This window comes from Chryseolinea serpens, from assembly GCF_900129725.1.
Lineage (GTDB): Bacteria > Bacteroidota > Bacteroidia > Cytophagales > Cyclobacteriaceae > Chryseolinea > Chryseolinea serpens.
Map to the genome: position 1 here is coordinate 2,247,053 of NZ_FQWQ01000001.1, position 19,059 is coordinate 2,266,111.

Genomic DNA, 19,059 nt, shown 5'->3' on the forward strand with positions numbered 1-19,059 from the left:
AAGTGTGTTTGGTTTGGTGTAACAAAGGTGGAGCAAAAAGAAAGGCCGCAAATCAGGGTCACCCCCATTTTGAAAGAATGAGGAAAAGGAGATAAAAAGCCGTTTTAGCAGGGCCGGAAAGGGCTTCTTGCTTGTCCGGTAGTTGGGTAATATACAGTATAGCTTTCAAGTCTGGGGAGATCCCCTAGGGAGAAACTTAGTCACAAGCTTAGAAAATCGACAAATTTTGACGAACTTATACGTGATCCGGTGAATTCCCGATTCTGAACCTTGCCGGGCAAGTCGGGATTCACATAGCAGAAGCTAATTGGTTGGCGTCATTTCGTTTCATCGTAACGGCAATACATGAATTTTTTAAACTTTTCGGCGTTTGACTATTTCGCCGATCCCATTATTATTTTAAATGCTGGGGGTCGTGTGGAATTCTTTAACAAACAAGCCATCCGTTTTAGCAACATGTTTCACAGGGCTGTCGAAACGGGGACGAGTTTTGCCGACCTGATATCCATCGGCCGCAATGAAACCGTGCACGACATCCTCCAACAAATAACCTTTGACCGGAGATCTCGGGTTCATGAATTGGAACACCACGATGGTAAGGGTAAGGTCTACAACTTAGAGATCACCTATAATCCCATCGTCGGAGAGACCGGTCAGCTTGAACACATTTACCTGACGATCCGGGAAACCAGCACCGAAAGAATATTTCAAAAGCGCGCCACCCAATTGGTGCAAGATCTGTCGACATTGATTGAAAAGGCCAACGCGGTTATTTTCGGGATCGACAGCAGAGAATATATCACCGAATGGAATGCCGAGTGCTCGCGCATCACCGGCCTGGGCAAAGGCGACGTGCTGGCTAAAAAGACAGATGTGATCCTGGAGGGTCTATTCCTGGAGCGCTTCCATTCGTTGCTCCAGGATGTGCTCCATCAAAGACCCACTGGCAATATTGAATTTCAACTCCGAACCAAAACCGGTTCGCCCGTGGTCGTTCTCCTGAACGCGACGCCACGGACAAATGCCTCGGGCGGACTGATCGGGATCTTGTTCGTAGGCCACGACATCACGGAGTTATATCAATACCGCCAATCGTTGGAACAGATGGTCAGGGACAAAACAACTAAACTCAAGATGTCGCTGGAAAAAGAGCGGGAATTGGTGGATATCAAAAATCGCTTTGTCTCCCTGGCTTCTCACGAGTTTAGAATACCGCTCTCCAACATTATCTCGTCTGTGAATTTTATCAAAGCTAATAGCCATCTCGACGAGGACGCGCTCAAAAAAACGACAACCATTGAGCATCAGGTCGGACATATGAGAACGTTGATCGAGGACTTGCTCACGCTCGGCAAGGCCGATGCCCACAAGCTAAAGGCCTCGCATCAAAAAATTGATCTGATGTTATTCCTGAAAGGGATCATCACCGAGGTCGTAGTGAATGCGCACCATTCGCATCAAGTCAAAGTCGAGGCGCCCGATGCCGGAATTGAAATTGAAAGTGACGAAAAATTATTGAGAAACATTTTTATCAATCTTTTGTCGAATGCCATTAAATTTTCTCCGGGCAAATCAGCGATTTTTTTAAGGGTGAACTGGACCGGGCCCTTTGTCGAGATCACCGTGACCGATGAGGGGATCGGGATCAGTGAACCGGATCTTCTCAAAATATTTGAGCCTTTTAACCGGGGATCAAATGCAACCGCTATCAAAGGGACAGGTCTAGGTCTTTCCATCGCAAAAAAGGCCGTGGATACATTGGGGGGCTCCCTGGAGATCCAAAGCGCCCTGCAAAAGGGCACGACGATAACCGTTAAACTAAATAGTCAAATTCTGCAAGCCCATGAGTAGCCCTGTAAGAGTCCTGCTGGTCGATGATCACACTATCCTTCGCGACGGCATTGCTTCCATCTTGAACCAGATCGAAGGCATTGAAGTAGTCGGCGGATTGTCGAGCGGTGAGGAAGCTGTGAATGATTTTGCAAACTATCGTCCGGATGTCATCTTAATGGATGTGATGATGCGGGGCATGACAGGACTGGAGGCAACCCGTTGGATCAAGGAGCAGAACAGCGCCATCAAGGTGATAATCATTTCTTCGGAGATAAAAAAAGAATTTGTCTCTACAGGGATCAAATGCGGCATCGACGGTTACTTACCCAAGGACGTAGACAAGGCAACACTCGTGGAAGCGATCCGTTGTGTCATGCAAGGTCAGAAGTATTTCAACGCAGCCATCACAAACCTGGTGTTCGAAGATTTCTATCACAGCGAGAAGACCAGTAAAAAAGAGAATCGCAAAACAAGTAGAGATCTCACCGCCCGCGAGAATCAAATCCTGGAGTTGATTGCGTCGGGAAAAAGTAACCAAGAGGTTGCCGACATCCTGTTTCTGAGCATCAAGACGGTGGAGACTCACAAAGCCAACATTCTGGGTAAGCTCGGGCTAAAGAACATGGCTGAACTGGTTAAATACGCGATCAAAAACAACATCATTTCCATGGATTGACAGCTGTGGGCTCTTAGTCACCCTCCGAACCTTGCCCTTTTGGCATCCTGCTTTTTTGTGGTTATATTCGATGGTCTGTCTGAGTTCGACTTTACTGTTTGTGGTAACTAGATACATGATGGCCATGGAAACTGAGAAAAGACTGAAGATCCTCATGCTGGAGGACAATCCCGATGACATTGTGTTAATTGAAAGAGTCCTTCGCAAAGCCGGGCTCGCATTCGATTCTCTCTCCGTAAATACCCGGGCCGAGTTTGATCAAGCCAGGCTGGAATTCAAGCCGGATGTGATCTTGTCCGATAATGGCTTGCCGCAGTTCAATTCCGTCGAGGCGCTCGAGATTTGTATGCGCGAACCACAGCCCATTCCTTTTATCCTCGTGACAGGGACCGTTTCGGATGAGTTTGCGATAACGTGTCTTAAGCGGGGTGCCAATGCCTACATTCTCAAATCGAATCTCTCTCTCTTGCCCTCGGCCATCCGCGGAGCGATAAAAGCACGGGAAGCCGGAAAGTCCTGAAGCATGTCCAGCCCAAGCCTGTAGCATCTGTGGTTTAGTTTTCGTTGACGGCGACAGCTGAGGAAGACATGCCACTCAAAGTAAAATAGAACGTAGCGCCTTCATTCAGTTTTGCTTCTGCCCATATTTTCCCACCATGCTTGGCAATGATCCGTTGAACAATGGCCAGCCCCACACCGGTTCCCTCAAATTCCTTTTGCGAATGCAGACGCTGAAAGACGCCGAACAACTTATCATAGTATTTCATGTCAAATCCGGCGCCGTTATCCTTGATGTAATAGATCAACGCGCCGTCCTTCTCAAAAGAGCCGATCTCGACAATCGACCTTTCCCGATCGCGCGAATACTTCAGCGCATTGGACACCAAATTAATCCATACTTGCCGCAATGTGGTGAGGTCGGCAAAAGCATTTGGCAACTTCTCGATCTTGATCTCTAGCGGGCGATCGCCCTCGATGCTCTTTTGTTCTTCGACAATGATCTGGACGATATCCTGAACGGAGACGTCAAATCGCATCAACTCCTTTCGCCCGAGCCTCGAAAAGGCTAACAGGTCGTCGATGAGTTGTCCCATACGTTTACTGTTTCTCAAGATCGTTTGGATCAATCGCAGGGCTTCCGCGTCGAACACGCTGGCGTATTCCTCCTTGAGAATATTGCCATATCCATGGATCGAGCGGATGGGCGCGCGCAAATCGTGGGAAACCGAGTACGAGAAAGATTCCAGTTCCTTGTTGGAGGCTTCCAACTCGGCCGTGCGTTCTGCCACCCGCTGCTCGAGCCGTTGATTGAAGGCGACTATTTTTGCGCTGCTTTCGTTCAGCGCCAGGTTCTGCTCCTGGATGCGCGTCAACATATGGTTAAATGCATCGGTGAGCACGCCCACTTCGTTATCAACTTGCTTAACGGCCCTGACCGAATAGTCGTGCCGGTCGGAAACCGCTTTTGCGGTCTCGGTCAGGGCAAGGATCGGCGTCGTGATGCCGTGTTGCAAATTTCTTGAAAGCAGATAGGCCAGTAGAAAGGACAACGCCACCACTAGCAGTGCTATGGTTCCATACAGTTTAAGGCGCTCATACATCGCGCCGGTGTCTGATTTTAAATAGAGTGTTCCGAGTCTTTTGTCACCTTGCACAATGGGCTGGTATCCTCCAAAATAGGCGGCGGCAAATTGATATCCGTCGGCCTCCGGAACTGTGGGGAAAGGTGTTTGGTTCCGACTGGCCCGATAATACGAAAACAGTTTTCCATCAGCGTCATACACACCGGCGGCAACGATATGGCGCTCGGCCTTCAACGCCGACAATATTTCATTTGCTGCCGTGGAATCATCAAAGGCCAGCGCTGCCGTGCTGTTGGTCGCAATGATCTCGCCCAGGGTGGAGAGCTCGCGCATACTGCTTTGGCGGAATGTGACAAACTCATAGGCAAAAAAGGAGCTGCATGTTAATAACAACACCGCGCCACTGGTCAGCATGATAACCTTCATGAGCTTTTGCTGAATGGGAGTGTTCCTGCGTAGCATGATCAGTTTAAGGTTATGGTTCAACTATTTCGGCCAGTCGCAGCAATTTGGAGCTGACTTTTAACTCAGCATTTTTTACCGATGTCAAATTGATGCGGATACGTATCTTGTTATCCTCGGGGAAGAACCGGATCATCCCGCCTTGCTTCGAGAAATTCGTGACGTCCCCTACCGTGAGTACATGCTGGGCTTTGGCATAGTCAAAGATCTGCTTCCACTCGCTTTTCTCATCCCTATTGACGAAGAGGATCTGACAATGGGCAATTTCTGCAAGCGTATGAAAGCGCTGAACGACCAGCGGATGGCCGTCTATTTTCTCACCTTGCACCGTTTCATCCAAATATTTCCCAAACGGGTCTGGTCCCAGGATGCCGATCACCAGCGGGGCATCGGGTTGAGCAAAAGCATCGGGCGGCCATTCAATAAATTGCGTGAAGTTGTAGAGGAAGACCGCTTTTACCTGGTATTCCTTTGTGATTTCGTCCTGCCGTGGCGCGCTCGCACCAAAAGACAACAGTACCGCGACCAACATGAGCCACAGGTTTGCTTTTGAGCGGCCTGCCTTTAGATATTTTGTTATCTTCAGAACCGACATACCACTTTCATATAAACACTTCGCTCAACGTCCTTCGCGATCTTCGACGAGGGTATAAATTCGGTATGACTACTTTTCACCAGGTTCTGACCCACAAGATTCAATTCAATTCTATTAGCCAATTTCCAAGCCAGCCGGATGTCCAGGCCGACATATCCGGAGACCTTCGGACTGGGAAGCTCTCCTACGTACCGCAATACAGTCCCCAACTCAATGCGTCCTGGAAGTTTCATCATCGATTGAATTAATACTTGGTGGCTGGGGTCATTACTCTCTGCCGATCCTTGGTTGGCATCCTCGCTGTTTTCCTTGACCTTCAAATTCTTTTTCAAGAAAGTGTACCCACCACGAAGGCGCCACCAGCCATTCAACTGGTAGGTGGCCGAAAGCTCCGCGCCATAGGTGTCGCCTTTTACACCGTTCCCAATCGTATAGGGAAGGTTGACGGGCGGAGGACCCGGTTCTACGCTTCGGATGTTGTCGTAGACATTATAAAACGTGGCGAGTGAGACCGACAGACTTTCTTGGGGTTGTATACGCCACCCCAACTCATAGGCCAATACTTCCTCCGATTGAAAGTTGCCGCCGGCAATGACGAGCACCTGCGGAGCACCATAAAGAAAGAACTCCCGGTCAAGGCGGGCAGGGTTTCGCACAGCACGCGATACGGCCGTCCACACGGTTTGCGTGGGCGTTGGCGTCCAGTTGAGGCGTGCGTTGGGTTGATATTGGAAATCGGTGTAGGAGTTATGCTCGATCTTTATGCCCAGCGTCAGGCGCAATTTTTCAGGGACCAAGGCGATCTCATCCTGGAGAAACACATTGAAGAGGTAAAGTGATTTTCTCGCCGGCAAAAAAGCAAACAGTTCAACGTTTTTTACATCGTGGTCCATATATCGAAAGCCCAGGCCATAGATGATCTCATGCCGTTGGCACAGCCGGAAGCGATGCTGCCCCTCAATATCGTAGGTGTTTACTTTTTCGGTCAGTCCATTTTTAAAATCTCTCCAGGTATGGTCATAGTAGATCTGGAGCTGAAGATTTGATTTATCGGAAGTCGTATGTACCCAACGTGCCAGGGCGTTGCTCCCCCGGGCAATAATGGGATTATTGCCATCCGGGTTGGGCCGGTCATCGTATAGGTTCGTCTGAAAACTAACAGCATCATTTTCGGTTGCCTCCCAATCCAGGCGCACGCCGCCTTGCACGATGGTCCAGTCATCTTTGGTCTCCACGCTGTCAGGATGGAAGATCGTGCTGCCCCGTTTGTAGGTTGTACCATAGACGCGATAGGAAAGATTTTTACCAAATTTCCCACCATAGCGAAGACTCCCCAAGCCGCGCAGTTCTGTGCCAACGGCGGCTTCGGCAAAAAGGCCTTGGGTGTCCTTTGATTTTTTTGTGATGATGTTGATCACCCCGTTCACGGCATTGGCCCCCCATAGAGTTCCCCCGGGGCCACTGATCACCTCAATCCTGTCGATATCTTCCAGCACCAGATTTTGTACATCCCAAAATACGCCTGCATACATCGGGGTGTAGACCACACGACCGTCAATCAGTACCAATAATTTATTCGCCAGCACGTTGCTAAATCCCCGCGCACTGATCGCCCACTGGCTGGAGTTTAGCTGGGCCACTTGCAAGTTCGGGGCAAGCCGCAACGCTTCCGGTACATTCGTGGCACCGGACTGACGAATATCTTCTTGCGTGATCACCTGGATGGCCGACGCCGCCGCTTTCAATTTTTCTGGCCGTTTGGAAACGGACGTCACCTCCACGTTCAGCAATTCTTCCAGGCTCAATCTCTTTAAAGTATCCACGCGAAAAGAATTGCCTTGCGCGCAGGTGCGATGAGGTAATAGCACGATGCCGGCGATCAGAAGAACAAGGGGCGCGATCAAAAGCATCCGATCGTGTTTTCTAGTACAGGGCATGTATATATTTTTCATAGGCAACGATTTGACGAAAAATGAAGATCTGTCGTGGCACCGGATCATATCCGGTTGACGACCATCCAATACAATCCCAGATCGGCCACAGTCTTGGAGAAATTATCAAATTCAACGGGCTTGACAATGTAGCTGTTCGCTCCCAGTTCATAGGCTTTTCTGATGTCAGGATCTTCCTCGGAAGACGTCAGGATCACTACGGGGATCACTTTCATCTGCGGATCGGACTTCACCGCTTGCAGCACCTGCAGTCCGCTGACTTTTGGCATTTTTATATCCAGGAGGATTACCTTAGGCAATTGCGAAATCACCCGCCCCAAATAATTTCCCCTCCCAAAAATAAAATCCAGGGCTTGCTCGCCGTCGCTAAGGTGCACAACATTATTTGCCAAACGGTGTTTCTTCAGTGCGCGGATGGCTAACTCCGCATCTTCATCATTGTCTTCAACAATCAGCACTTCGACTTCCTGGTGAATCATAGGCATAGTAAAAAAATGAAAATAAATGCGCTTCCCGGGCGCTTAAACACATAACGCTTGCTTTCCGGCGATTAATTAATCAAAGCTTTGCTGCCGTACATTCGGGACAGCAATCATTACGGTGGTACCCCGTCCCTCCGCGGAGGTGATGGCAATCGTCCCGTTCAGCCTTTGAAGAATCTGCTTGACGATGTACAGCCCAAGTCCCGACCCTTGACTTTTTTCTGTTCCCCGATAAAACATCTTGTATACCTCGGGCAATATATCGGACTTAATGCCGATGCCATTGTCTTTGACCACGATAACGGCGTTTTTTTCTGTCGTCGATATTTCAATGGCAATGATCGGTTCACGACTGTTTTCGCGATAGGCTATGGCATTGGATAAAAGATTATTCAGGATCACGGCCAAGCGGCCAGCGTCAGAAAAAAAGGGCACCTCGATGTTCAGATCTATAAACTTATTCAAATAGTGATCGGCGCGTAGATATTCAAGTTTTCGCAATGCGTTTTCGACAAGTGCCTTCCAGTTCACTTCAGCATAGTCGATTTCATTTCGTGCGTTTCTTGAGTAGTCGATAATTTCCCTCAACGTATCGTCCAACTTAAGGACGCTTGACTCCATCATGTCGTGAATTCCGGTTAACTCCGGATTTTTGTCGATGTCTTTCGCGACATTGAGCAAGCCCATAACAGACGCCAGGGGACCGCGGAGGTTATGCGAAACACTGTACACAAAATTGTCGAGTTCTTGATTGACTTTTACCAATTCCTCATTCCGTCTCCTGAGCGCATGCCTGGCTTCGCGTTTAAGTTTTTCAACTTTTCGTTTTCTCACCGCGCCTCGTATGGCCGTTGGCAAGCGAGAGAGGTTGGACTTTAAGATATAATCGTCAGCGCCATTCCGCAAACAGGAAATAGCGTATTCATCCGAAACGGTTCCCGTCACCAGAATGAAAGGGATAGTGGCTTGTTGCTTGATACAAATCTCCAGCGCCTCGGCTGAATTGAATCCCGGCAAGCCGTGGTCGGACAATACCACATCGGGGCTAAAGCCTCGAATGGCTTCGTTAAATTCATCTCGGGTATTGACACACCTGGCGACAAAAGATAGCTTGTCTTTTCGAAGAATGTACTCAATCAGTCCGCGGTCATCATCGCTGTCCTCAAGCATGAGGATCTTCAATTCCTTCTCGTTATCCATAACTGTTTTATTTAATGAACGGTCATTGCCGATAAGTTTCACATCAGTTTAAATGTATCTGGTGGCAATTCGCTGACTCCTGATAATTTGTCCAACAGATCAAAGTGCAGCTTCTTCATATAGGGGTGGATATGCTCCCCACTGTACCCGCTCTTACTTGCCTGGCGGAAAGAATTTAGAAAATATGCCAGCGTCTATGAAATGCAAGAAGTAACCATCAATGCTGCTAATAACAACTCTACGAGCGCCGGCTTCTGCATTTCGTGCATTAACCCGGTTCACTTGAACTTATAGGATCTCCGCGAGCATGATTTACCCACGGGTTAAACAATATACTATTTTTCACCTTGCTATCAAAGGATTTAGACAAGTGGGCATATGACCATGGCGTGATCCTTGACTATTCCCGTCCAGGAAAACCGACGGATAATCCATATATTGAATCGTTCAATGGCAAGTTTCTTGATGAGTACCTCAACATCCATTGGTTCATGTCTCCGGAAGATGCCGGAAAAAATGAACACTTTAGAACCGGCTACAACAGCCACGGACCACACAGGTCTTTGGATGATTTGACACCAGATGAGTTTGAAGAAGGGTATGAAAAACAAGCCCGAAACTCTACATTTAACCTGTTGAAAAAATGGAGAGACCTCATACTGCAGGTCTTTTGAAGGTACTTTAGTAGCCAGCGTCGAATCGCATTAAGTCGATACCACGCTTATAACTTGCTGATTCACAGAACATAGCAGCTTTAGAGGTTCGATCTTTGACTTTTGCCGAACTTACACATTGCAAATAAACTCGAGGCATGATTTAACGTTCAGGGACCCCCTCACGGTTAAAATAAGTGGTCTACCCTCGGAATCTCCAGTTGTAACGATTATATTCATTTCGGCAACCCATTGAATTTTCGTTATTGAAAATTATATAGACGAAGAGAAACTAGAATTGCTTAAACATTTGGCAGTCAAATTGCGTCGGCAAGGTTCGATTTGTTTTTGGCATACCGAGAAGGAGTGAAATCGAAACCTTTTTCCATACCTCCGTCTTCTTTCACGGAGGCACAGCTTCATGAAGTATTACTCAGGTCAGATGCTATTACTGTGGAGTAATATTCTCAAAATTCAAATACTATGAAATGAAAGGAGGCCTTGATGAGGCACACTTGGTTTTTTTTGGTTTCTAGTGAGTTAGAGGTGATTATTAAGAAATAAGGATCTTGAAGGGCATATTTGGCGCACCATCGCGTGGACAAGCTTGTCAGTTGTAGAATTGTATCTTTTTAGTAAAGACAAGAAGCCAATTTTTTCACGTTTTTTCAAAATTTGAAACTCATGAAGCAACCCCAAATACACTCGAAATAAAAACACCGATCAATGCAGACACATGTGAGAGACATTATGGACGCTATCTATAAAAAATACGGTTATGATTTCAGACAGTATTCCGAAGCACATATTACACGCAGGATAATGAACAGGGTGAGGTTGTCGGGACTAGAAGATATTTCTTATGTAAGATCTGAGGTGATGAATAATGAAACATTTGCATCGCAGCTTTTGCAAGATCTTTCAATAACCGTAACTGAAATGTTTCGAGACCCCGGCTTCTATAAATCGCTGCGGGAAAATGTCATCCCGCTCTTAAAGACCTATCCTTTTATAAAAATATGGCATGCGGGCTGTTCGACGGGAGAAGAAGTGTATTCGGTGGCCATTCTCATGCAGGAAGAAGGGCTGTATGGGAGAACTACGATTTATGCAACTGACTTTAACCAACAAGCATTGAACAAAGCGAAAGGAGGGATTTTTTCAAATGGGCTGATGAAAGAATATACTACCAATTATCAATTGTCAGGGGGAAAAGAATCTTTTTTGAATTACTACACATCTGATTATGATCACGTTATTATGAATCAGTCTTTAAAAAGAAATATTGTATGGGCTAATCATAATTTGGTAACCGATAGTGTGTTCGCTGAAGCGCATTTGATTTTATGCAGAAATGTGCTTATCTATTTTGAAACGGAATTGCAGAATAAGGTCCAAAAGATCTTTTTTGACAGCCTGATCAATGGTGGAATTTTGTGTTTGGGTGCTAAGGAAGGTTTACGATTCTCGGATTTGCGTGATGAATACACCGAATTGGATAAACAGCATCGAATATTTAAGAAAAAATATTAAGTAACGGAATGCGGTACGAGGCAATTGTAATAGGGGTTTCTTCCGGCGGATTAAATGCAATGAAAGTAATGTTTACCCTTTTGCCAAAAGATTTCAGTATCCCCATTGTTATTGTGCAACATATTGGTCCGCGTTCCGACAACCAATGGATAAAGTTAGTGAATGATAAAAACAAATTTGACATAAAGGAAGCGGACGAAAAAGAGAAAATTGAGAACGGCAGAATTTACGTTGCCCCGCCCAATTATCATTTACTGATTGAGCGAAGTAAGACATTTTCGCTCACCATAGACGAGCGGGTAAATTTTGCACGACCATCGATTGACGTATTGTTTGAATCCGCTGCTGAAGTTTATCGTGATAAATTGATTGGCGTCGTGCTTACAGGCTCCAATGCCGACGGAACGAACGGTATGAAACGAATAAAAAAATACGGAGGCTTAACTATCGTACAAGATCCTGCAACTGCAGAATCCAGCTACATGCCGGCTTCCGTCATGGCTACGATGCCGGTAGATCACATTTCGCCTCTGGATGGCATAGTCAACTTATTGATTGGAGTAACTGGACCTAAACGTTAAAAAAATTCATGATGAAAATGACCCTCGCAAGAAAAATACTATTAGGATTTATTGCCTGTACCATGGTCCTTTTTGGTGTCGCCATCTTTTCTTTTAAAAACAATGAAAAGTTCATTGAGTCAAACATCTGGGTAGACCATACCAATCAGGTAATGTATGAGTTCGAGCAAATAAGGCTATACTCTGTCGATGCCGAAACGGGCGCGCGAGGCTACGTTATCACGGGTGACGAACATTACCTGGAGCCTTTTACCAATGCAAGCGCTAAAATAGCCGAGCATATTGAGAAAGTAAGAGAATTGACAAGTGACAATCCCATTCAGCAAAGAAATGTTAATACGTTAGAGAAAGAACTCACGACGCACATGGATCATTTAAAGGGATATATTGATCTTCGGAAAAAAGATGTTGAAAAAGCCAGGAAAATTGTAGCCGGCGGAGATGGAAAAAGAATCGAAGATGGAATAAGGGCGTTAATTGATAAAGCCAGAGGGGTAGAGCAAACACTCCTAGTTGAAAGAAGGCAAGCCAGTGATGACGATGCCCGCAACTTTAACGTTGTTTTTGCCGTCCTGTTGCTGATCATTATTACCGTTCTTTTTAGCGTCTACTTTATAATTACGGCCAACTTAAGAGCGCTAAAAAAAGCCGAAACCGAAACTTCAAGTAAGAATTGGCTACTCGCCGGCAACACAGCGCTAAATAGCAAAACGCAGGGTGAAAAGGAAGTCAATGAACTTGCACAAGAAGTGGTCAACCAGCTTACCTCATACATGAAGGCACAAATTGGTGCAATTTACCTTACCGAAGGCGGACAATTGAATTTGGTTGGCAGTTATGCATTTCAAAATAGAAAGGACAATTCGAATGTCATAAAACTGGGTCAGGGCCTCGTGGGGCAAGCCGCATTGGAAAAAAAATCCATCATATTCAGCCCAGTACCCGACGATTATATTAAGATCAACTCTGGTCTTGGAAATTCTTCACCTAAAAACATCATCGTTTTTCCCTTCCAATATGCCGGGCAGTTAAAAGGAGTTATTGAAATTGGTTCCATCAATCAATTCTCAGAGCTCGATCTGCAATTGCTAGACCTGGTGTCCGAAAATATTGGCATTGCCTTTAACTCTTCACAATCCAGAACCAAACTAAAAGAGCTTTTAGAAGAAACACAGCGACAAGCCGAAGAACTTCAAACTCAGCAGGAAGAGATGAAACAAATGAATGAAGAACTTGAAGAACAGGCGCAAAATCTAAAGCAACAACAAGAAGAATTGCAAATGACCAATGAAGAACTGGAAGAGCAAACCCAGTCCCTGGAATTTAAAAATAAAGAGGTTGAAGGAGCAAAATATGACATTGAACAAAAAACAAAACAACTGGAAGTCAGCAGCAAATATAAATCCGAGTTCTTAGCCAACATGTCGCACGAACTGAGAACCCCGCTAAATAGTTTACTTATTCTTTCAAAAGACCTGTCGGACAATAAAAAGAAAAACCTCGATCCGGACCAGGTAGAGAGTGCTGAAATTATTTATAAAAGCGGCCAGGACTTGCTCGTGCTCATCAATGAAGTTCTTGATCTCTCCAAGATCGAGGCGGGAAAAATGGCCATCAATATTGAAAGAGTTCCCTTGAGAGCGTTCAGCGATGAACTTCTTCGGGATTTTAAGCATAATGCTGATCGAAAGGGGCTCAAGCTTAGCTGTACATTGGACCCTGAATTGCCGGAAGCCATCCGCAGTGATTCACAACGCTTGAATCAGATCTTGAAAAATCTTTTGTCGAACGCAATAAAATTCACTGAGAAAGGAAGCGTAAATATTGGCATAAACAGATATACGGAAAGTACCCTGATCATATCCGTTAGTGACACGGGTATTGGCATCCAGGAAGACAAACAAATGGCCATATTTGAAGCTTTTCAACAAGCCGATGGAGGAACTTCGCGGAAGTTTGGGGGTACGGGCTTGGGTCTTTCCATCTCACGGGAACTTGCAAAATTACTAGGCGCCGAAATCAAGGTGAAAAGTAAACCAAATGAAGGATCCACTTTCTCCCTCATCATTCCTGTGGAAATCCATCAAGCGGAGGAATCCGCTAGAAGTTCAGCGAAAGAGCCGGTCCTTTTCAAGGGAGATTCCGAAAATGGTTCGAGATATCTCAATTATCCTGCCGTAGAGGATGACAGGGATTCCATAACAAAAGACGATAAGGTTGTCCTTGTCATCGAAGACGATTTGAATTTCGCCGCCATTCTCTTAAAGCAAGCAAACTATAAAGGATTCAAATGTCTATCCGCCGCCACAGGCGAAGACGGTCTTATACTGGCCTCGAAATACAAGCCGCATGCCATTATCCTTGACATTGATTTACCCGGGATCAATGGCCACAGAGTGCTTGCCGAGTTAAAAGCAAACCCGACTGTACGGCACATACCGGTCCATATTGTCTCTGTCCATGAGCGTTCTTTGGATTCAATCAAGGAGGGTGCAATTGAATGCCTTACGAAACCGGTCAGTAAAAAGGAACTTGAAGATGCGTTTACCAGGATCGAAAATTTTGCCAATCGGAAAATGAAAACTCTGCTCATCATAGAGGACGATGAAAATTCCAGGAAAACAATACGAAAACTAATAGGCAATGGAGATGTCAAATGCCTGGATGCCGAAAGTGGAAAGGCAGCATTGACGATCTTCACTGAAAATCATGTAGACTGTATTGTACTTGATTTAGGTCTGCCCGACATAAATGGGTTTGAGTTGATCTACAAATTGGAGAACATTAAAGACCGGCAAGTTCCGCCGATTATCGTCTATACCGGGAAAGAGCTTACAAAAGAGGAAAACAACGAGCTACAAAATTACGCCGAAAGCATTATTATAAAAGGTGTTAAATCGGAAGAACGATTGCTGGACGAAACGGCACTTTTTCTTCACAGAACGATCAGCAATTTGCCCGCATCAAAACAACAGATCATAAATAACCTGTACGATAAGGAAGCCATATTCCGTGCAAAAAAGATATTGCTGGTGGATGATGACATGCGAAATGTATTCGCACTATCCAAAATATTAAAGGAACGAGGAATGGAAATCGTGAAAGCGGAAAACGGGAAAAATGCTTTAGAGATGCTAAGCAAACATCCTCATATTGACCTGGTGCTGATGGATATTATGATGCCGGAAATGGATGGCTACGAAGCTATGAAACAGATTCGGTCACAGACAAAGTTCAAGAACTTGCCGGTAATTGCGCTCACGGCAAAAGCGATGAAAGACGACAAGCGAAAATGCATTGAGGCCGGCGCGAACGATTATATAGCAAAACCCATTGACATTGAGCGATTGTTATCCCTTATGCGTGTATGGTTAAGCAACTAAGGACCAACAAATATGATTTTGAGCTAATACAGTTTACCTATGAATAATAAACCTAAAATACTAATCGTAGACGATAAACCCGAAAACCTGGTTGCTTTAAGAACGGTTCTGAAAAATCTGGATATTGAACTCGTGGAAGCAAGAGGTGGCAATGAGGCACTAAAGAAGTCTTTACATCATGATTTTGTTTTAGCGTTATTGGATATCCAAATGCCGGAAATGGATGGTTACGAACTAGCGGGTATACTGCGGGAAGAAGAAAAAACGATGCACTTGCCTTTTATATTTATTTCCGCAGTTTACACAGATAATTTAAATGTATTTAAAGGCTATGAGAAAGGAGCATTCAGCTTTATAACAAAGCCTTTCCAGCCTGAGATCTTGATCAACAAAGTTAAATTTTTTATCGACAAGCATCAGCAAGAGGTTGCTCTATTTGAACTAAATGAAGAATTGAAGAATTCAAATAAAGACTTAGAGGCGTTCGGTTATTCCATATCACATGATTTGCGTGCACCGCTTAGGGCGCTAAATGGATATGCCGCAATGTTGAAAGAAGATTACGGGGCAATACTGGAAGAAGAAGGCAATCGGATGATAAATAGTATATGCCGAAATGCCGCTAAAATGGAGTCACTAATTGATGACCTGCTTTCATTCTCCCATCTCGGACGAAAGGACTTGCAAAAAACAGTAATCGACACGAAAACATTGGTGGATGGAATATTGACTGAAATAAGTCAAACAATGAGCAATGGTCCGCAAATAAAGATTGGCCAACTACATAATGTGACAGCAGACTATGGGTTGATTCGTCAGGTATTGTTCAACATTATCTCAAACGCATTTAAGTATTCATCCAAGAAAGAAGATCCCGTCGTTGAAATATTCTCAGAAGAGAAAAACGGTGAAATTATTTTTTCCGTAAGGGATAACGGTGCCGGATTCGATATGAAATATGCTGATAAATTATTTGGTGTATTTCAACGTTTACATTCACAGGATGATTTTGAAGGAACGGGCGTTGGATTGGCAATAGTGCACCGGATAATTACGAAGCATAAAGGAAAGATCTGGGCTGAAGGGAAGGTCAATCAAGGAGCGGCGTTTTATTTTAGTTTACCATTCTAATGCCCCTCAATGATGGGTGCGTATAGCGTTGCAACTTTATGAGGTTATGCGATCAGCCTTCGTAAGACCTGCAAACTGGTTGGCACCACGCCTTCCGTTTTTCTCTCACGTTGCGAGATATCTGACCTCCAGTTGAGAGTGGCCATCCGGTGCCTACCCACGCGCCAATTTCAGTCGGCTTGACACCCGACGCGTGGTAGCTTTAACGTAATGGGCCTAGGCTGCCCCTTTTCACCTCTTAGAGCGGGATGGAAACGTCTGGTGGGCCGCTAAAGTCATTCACCTGATAATCACCGAATTTCCACTCCAGCCTTGCCGTTAGTCTCAACCAACACGACGTCGATCAATTTTTCGAGTGCTGGTTTGGAAAATCCGAGCCTCTCGCTGACTGTATTGATCAGCTCCCGTTCGGCGGGGGAGAAATCTCCGTCTACTAGCGCGAGCCGGATCATGTCGTCGAGTTGCTTCTCTTTTTCTGAATTGTCCTGTGGAATGAGGTATTGGTATTCGTTCGCCCGGTCGAGCATGAGGTTAAGACGGTCCAGGGGAATGCCGTTCTCATAGGCGATCTTTGACAGGGCAACACGCTCCAACTCTTCTATCTTACCGTCTGCTGCACTGAGTGAAATGAGATTCCGGAAATGGGCTAACTTAATGGGATCTAACATAGTAGTATGGATATCGGATGGAGGTGTTTAAATATACCTATTCTCTGCAAAAACTCCAACGAAAATCCTGACAACATCCAAATTAAATCTCCAGACAAGGAAGTAATCCTTTCATCATTCAAAGATTCCAATTCGTCGCCTCAGATCTGTGTCCATAAATATAATAGAGCCAATGGAAAATGACCGTTAATCACCCACTTGACTGGAGATTCCGTGGTGGTTGACCACTTCATTTCGCTAACCTGTGATCATCGTATTTCGCGATGCAGATCAATCAATTCCGTGACAAATTGACCATCTCATACTATGACATTGGTAGTTGCCTATTAACTTGAATTACCCTGATGACATAACTTTTGCTGGTTACATGCTCACAAAATGAAATGGTCAAGGGTAGCAAAATGTCCAGTCACGTCACATGCACCTTGCCTCTACTGAGGAGTCGGTCCCCTGACAATAGCTGTGGGCACTCGACAGATGGCTTAGGTCCCGACATTCGTTGCTGTTGCCTGGTTCATCAGACCCTTAGTCTTACCATATTTGTCTGTTAAAATTTGTTTGCTTTTCAACTGGATATGCATTCGGGATTTCTAAATGAAACTCAGTACCTTGTCCAGGGACCGATGTTACCTGGATTATGCCATTCAATTTTTTCGTCATTTCTTTTACAATGTATAGACCGAGCCCTGCTCCTTCGCTTTTTTCTGTAGCCCTGAAGAACATTTCAAAAATTCGCGGCGTAAGCTCTTCTGAAATGCCGATACCATTATCCCTAAAAAGGATATGCACCGCGTCTGCCGCTATTTCGGCCTCAATGACTAAGCTTGGTTGTTTTTTAGAAATGTCGCGATACCGAATGGCGTTGGAGATCAAGTCGTCAAAAATTACGCCAAGACGATGGCTATCGGAGTAGAACGCTATTTCATCGTTGTGAATTGATATTTCTTTTCTTACGTGCTCGTAGCCTTCAATAAATTCCAAGCTCTCTAAACATGTCCGAAAGATCACAGCAAGGTCAACCCTCTCAATGTTGATATCGCTCCTCGCATTGCGAGAATAATCCAAGATCTCCTTTAAGGTGGCGTCCAGTTTCCGGATGCTCTTTTCCATCATGTCGAATAAGGGTTGAAAAGAATCGTCCTTTTTGCTATCCTCCATACGTCCAATGTTAACGAGCCCAAGAACGGATGTTAGAGGTGCCCTTAAATTATGAGAAACGCTATACACAAATTTATCCAACTCCTCATTGATTTTGACAAGTTCCTTGTTTTGCTGGTGCAGGGCCTTTTCGGCTTCCTTTCGTTCAGAATCTATCTTTTTTTGTTTAATGGAGTTGACAATTGCGGATGAAAGCCTGGCAGGGTTCAGTTTCAAGACATAGTCATCGGCTCCTTCTTTAAGACAGCGAACAGCAAATTCTTCAGACATCGTGCCAGTGACAAGAATAAAGGGAATATCCAGGCCCTGCTTCCGGCAGATCTTTAGAGCTTCCATAGAATTAAATTGGGGCAAAGAATGATCCGATAAAATGACATCCGGATCGAACTCGGACAAAGCGTTGATAAAGGTTTCTTGAGAATCTACCTGCATCAGTTCAAATTGAATCCCATCTTTTTTAAGGGCATGTTCTATGAGAATAACATCGTCTTGAACATCCTCGAGAATCAGTATTCTTAGAGTTGTATTCATGATGATTTGGATTAAGCCCAGCAAATAGAACGATCAGGTCTAATAGCGAAAAGAATGGAGGTGCAAAAAACTCCAGGAACGAAAGGTTATCTGAATTTACGGTTCGCCGATGTATTTATTAATTTCGCAAAGCAATAAAACAAGGCACCGTGAATTATTTGAGTTGTCTTCTACCTGGAGCAATCTATGAAAACTGTTAAAGAAAATAGTCTCGTTAGTGTCTAAAGCGCCTTGCAAGCCATCTAAGCAACTGGAACAGCGAATATAAACCAACTCCAATCCATGAAACTACTAGTATGGTTTCAACGACCACCATTTTGCCACCGCTCAAGTCTTTCAGCCGAAATTATTGCAGAGTAATATAGGAGCCCGGGTATTGCTATGAGTATAACAACACCAATAATCAGGAGATTTATGACTTTGGTGTGGGTCATTTCGATATGAGTTATCCTAGTCAAAGAAGCAACATAAGGCGCTTCTACTTTTTTTAAAGATAGAAAGAAAGAATAATGTCTGTGGTTCCCATAAATGGCATGACTCCGCGCATAATTGTTTCAAATCCTGTCATGAAGTCCAAGTTGCTAAGCGTTTGAGAACTCCACTCCCTGTGAACAATGAAAAGCCCGGATAATAAGTCA

15 protein-coding genes are annotated in these 19,059 nt (G+C 44.9%); 8 read left to right on the forward strand and 7 right to left on the reverse strand.

What is annotated here, in order from left to right; genetic code table 11:
- The first annotated feature begins 345 nt into the window (after positions 1-345).
- The 3 genes from BUB30_RS08880 to BUB30_RS08890 all read left to right on the forward strand — a co-directional run bounded on the left by BUB30_RS08880 (position 346) and on the right by BUB30_RS08890 (position 3,029).
- Positions 346-1,851, forward strand: a complete 1,506-nt coding sequence (locus BUB30_RS08880) for a sensor histidine kinase (protein ID WP_073132880.1) — start codon at positions 346-348, stop codon at positions 1,849-1,851.
- A complete protein-coding gene (locus BUB30_RS08885; protein ID WP_073132882.1) occupies positions 1,844-2,509 on the forward strand; it encodes a response regulator transcription factor in 666 nt (221 codons plus the stop codon). Before BUB30_RS08880 ends, BUB30_RS08885 begins: the two co-directional genes overlap by 8 nt.
- A 124-nt stretch (positions 2,510-2,633) precedes the next feature.
- Positions 2,634-3,029 carry a response regulator gene (locus tag BUB30_RS08890; protein WP_178377058.1) on the forward strand — a complete coding sequence of 132 codons (396 nt, stop codon included), beginning with the start codon at positions 2,634-2,636 and terminating at the stop codon, positions 3,027-3,029.
- 34 nt (positions 3,030-3,063) lie between these two features.
- Here the strand turns inward: BUB30_RS08890 and BUB30_RS08895 are convergent, their stop codons facing one another.
- The 5 genes from BUB30_RS08895 to BUB30_RS08915 all read right to left on the reverse strand — a co-directional run bounded on the left by BUB30_RS08895 (position 3,064) and on the right by BUB30_RS08915 (position 8,783).
- Positions 3,064-4,554: a sensor histidine kinase, YfiR-like protein-associated gene (locus BUB30_RS08895; RefSeq protein ID WP_143164822.1), complete on the reverse strand. Its 1,491-nt coding sequence runs from the start codon at positions 4,552-4,554 to the stop codon at positions 3,064-3,066.
- A gap of 13 nt (positions 4,555-4,567) precedes the next feature.
- The gene (locus BUB30_RS08900) at positions 4,568-5,086 is read right to left on the reverse strand and encodes a TOL_0243 family YfiR-like periplasmic protein (RefSeq protein ID WP_178377059.1); all 519 of its coding nucleotides are present in this window, start codon (positions 5,084-5,086) and stop codon (positions 4,568-4,570) included.
- 50 nt (positions 5,087-5,136) lie between these two features.
- On the reverse strand, positions 5,137-7,101 hold the full coding sequence (locus tag BUB30_RS08905) for a TOL_0244 family TonB-dependent receptor (protein ID WP_221408681.1): 1,965 nt from the start codon (positions 7,099-7,101) through the stop codon (positions 5,137-5,139).
- A 44-nt stretch (positions 7,102-7,145) separates the two neighbouring features.
- Entirely contained in the window at positions 7,146-7,586 is a 441-nt protein-coding gene (locus BUB30_RS08910; RefSeq protein ID WP_245804053.1) for a response regulator, read from the reverse strand.
- 69 nt (positions 7,587-7,655) lie between these two features.
- Positions 7,656-8,783 (reverse strand): ATP-binding response regulator, encoded by a 1,128-nt coding sequence (locus BUB30_RS08915; RefSeq protein ID WP_073132892.1) that lies wholly within the window; start codon positions 8,781-8,783, stop codon positions 7,656-7,658.
- A 347-nt stretch (positions 8,784-9,130) separates the two neighbouring features.
- Here BUB30_RS08915 and BUB30_RS08920 point away from each other — a divergent pair, with 347 nt between their 5' ends.
- The 5 genes from BUB30_RS08920 (at position 9,131) to BUB30_RS08945 (ending at position 16,064) form a co-directional block, all read left to right on the forward strand.
- Complete coding sequence (locus BUB30_RS08920; RefSeq protein ID WP_073132894.1) at positions 9,131-9,457, forward strand: integrase core domain-containing protein; 327 nt, start codon at positions 9,131-9,133, stop codon at positions 9,455-9,457.
- Positions 9,458-10,162: 705 nt separating this feature from the next.
- Positions 10,163-10,969 carry a CheR family methyltransferase gene (locus tag BUB30_RS08925; protein ID WP_073132896.1) on the forward strand — a complete coding sequence of 269 codons (807 nt, stop codon included), beginning with the start codon at positions 10,163-10,165 and terminating at the stop codon, positions 10,967-10,969.
- A gap of 8 nt (positions 10,970-10,977) precedes the next feature.
- Positions 10,978-11,550: a chemotaxis protein CheB gene (locus BUB30_RS08930; RefSeq protein WP_073132898.1), complete on the forward strand. Its 573-nt coding sequence runs from the start codon at positions 10,978-10,980 to the stop codon at positions 11,548-11,550.
- Between the two features lie 8 nt (positions 11,551-11,558).
- On the forward strand, positions 11,559-14,933 hold the full coding sequence (locus BUB30_RS08940) for a response regulator (protein WP_084137979.1): 3,375 nt from the start codon (positions 11,559-11,561) through the stop codon (positions 14,931-14,933).
- Between the two features lie 39 nt (positions 14,934-14,972).
- Positions 14,973-16,064: a sensor histidine kinase gene (locus tag BUB30_RS08945; RefSeq protein ID WP_073132900.1), complete on the forward strand. Its 1,092-nt coding sequence runs from the start codon at positions 14,973-14,975 to the stop codon at positions 16,062-16,064.
- 290 nt (positions 16,065-16,354) lie between these two features.
- On the opposite strand, the gene BUB30_RS08950 is transcribed toward BUB30_RS08945, so the two are convergent.
- Positions 16,355-16,732 (reverse strand): tellurite resistance TerB family protein, encoded by a 378-nt coding sequence (locus tag BUB30_RS08950; protein ID WP_073132902.1) that lies wholly within the window; start codon positions 16,730-16,732, stop codon positions 16,355-16,357.
- Positions 16,733-17,263: 531 nt separating this feature from the next.
- Entirely contained in the window at positions 17,264-18,421 is a 1,158-nt protein-coding gene (locus BUB30_RS08955; RefSeq protein WP_073134995.1) for a sensor histidine kinase, read from the reverse strand.
- Positions 18,422-19,059: the final 638 nt, after the last annotated feature.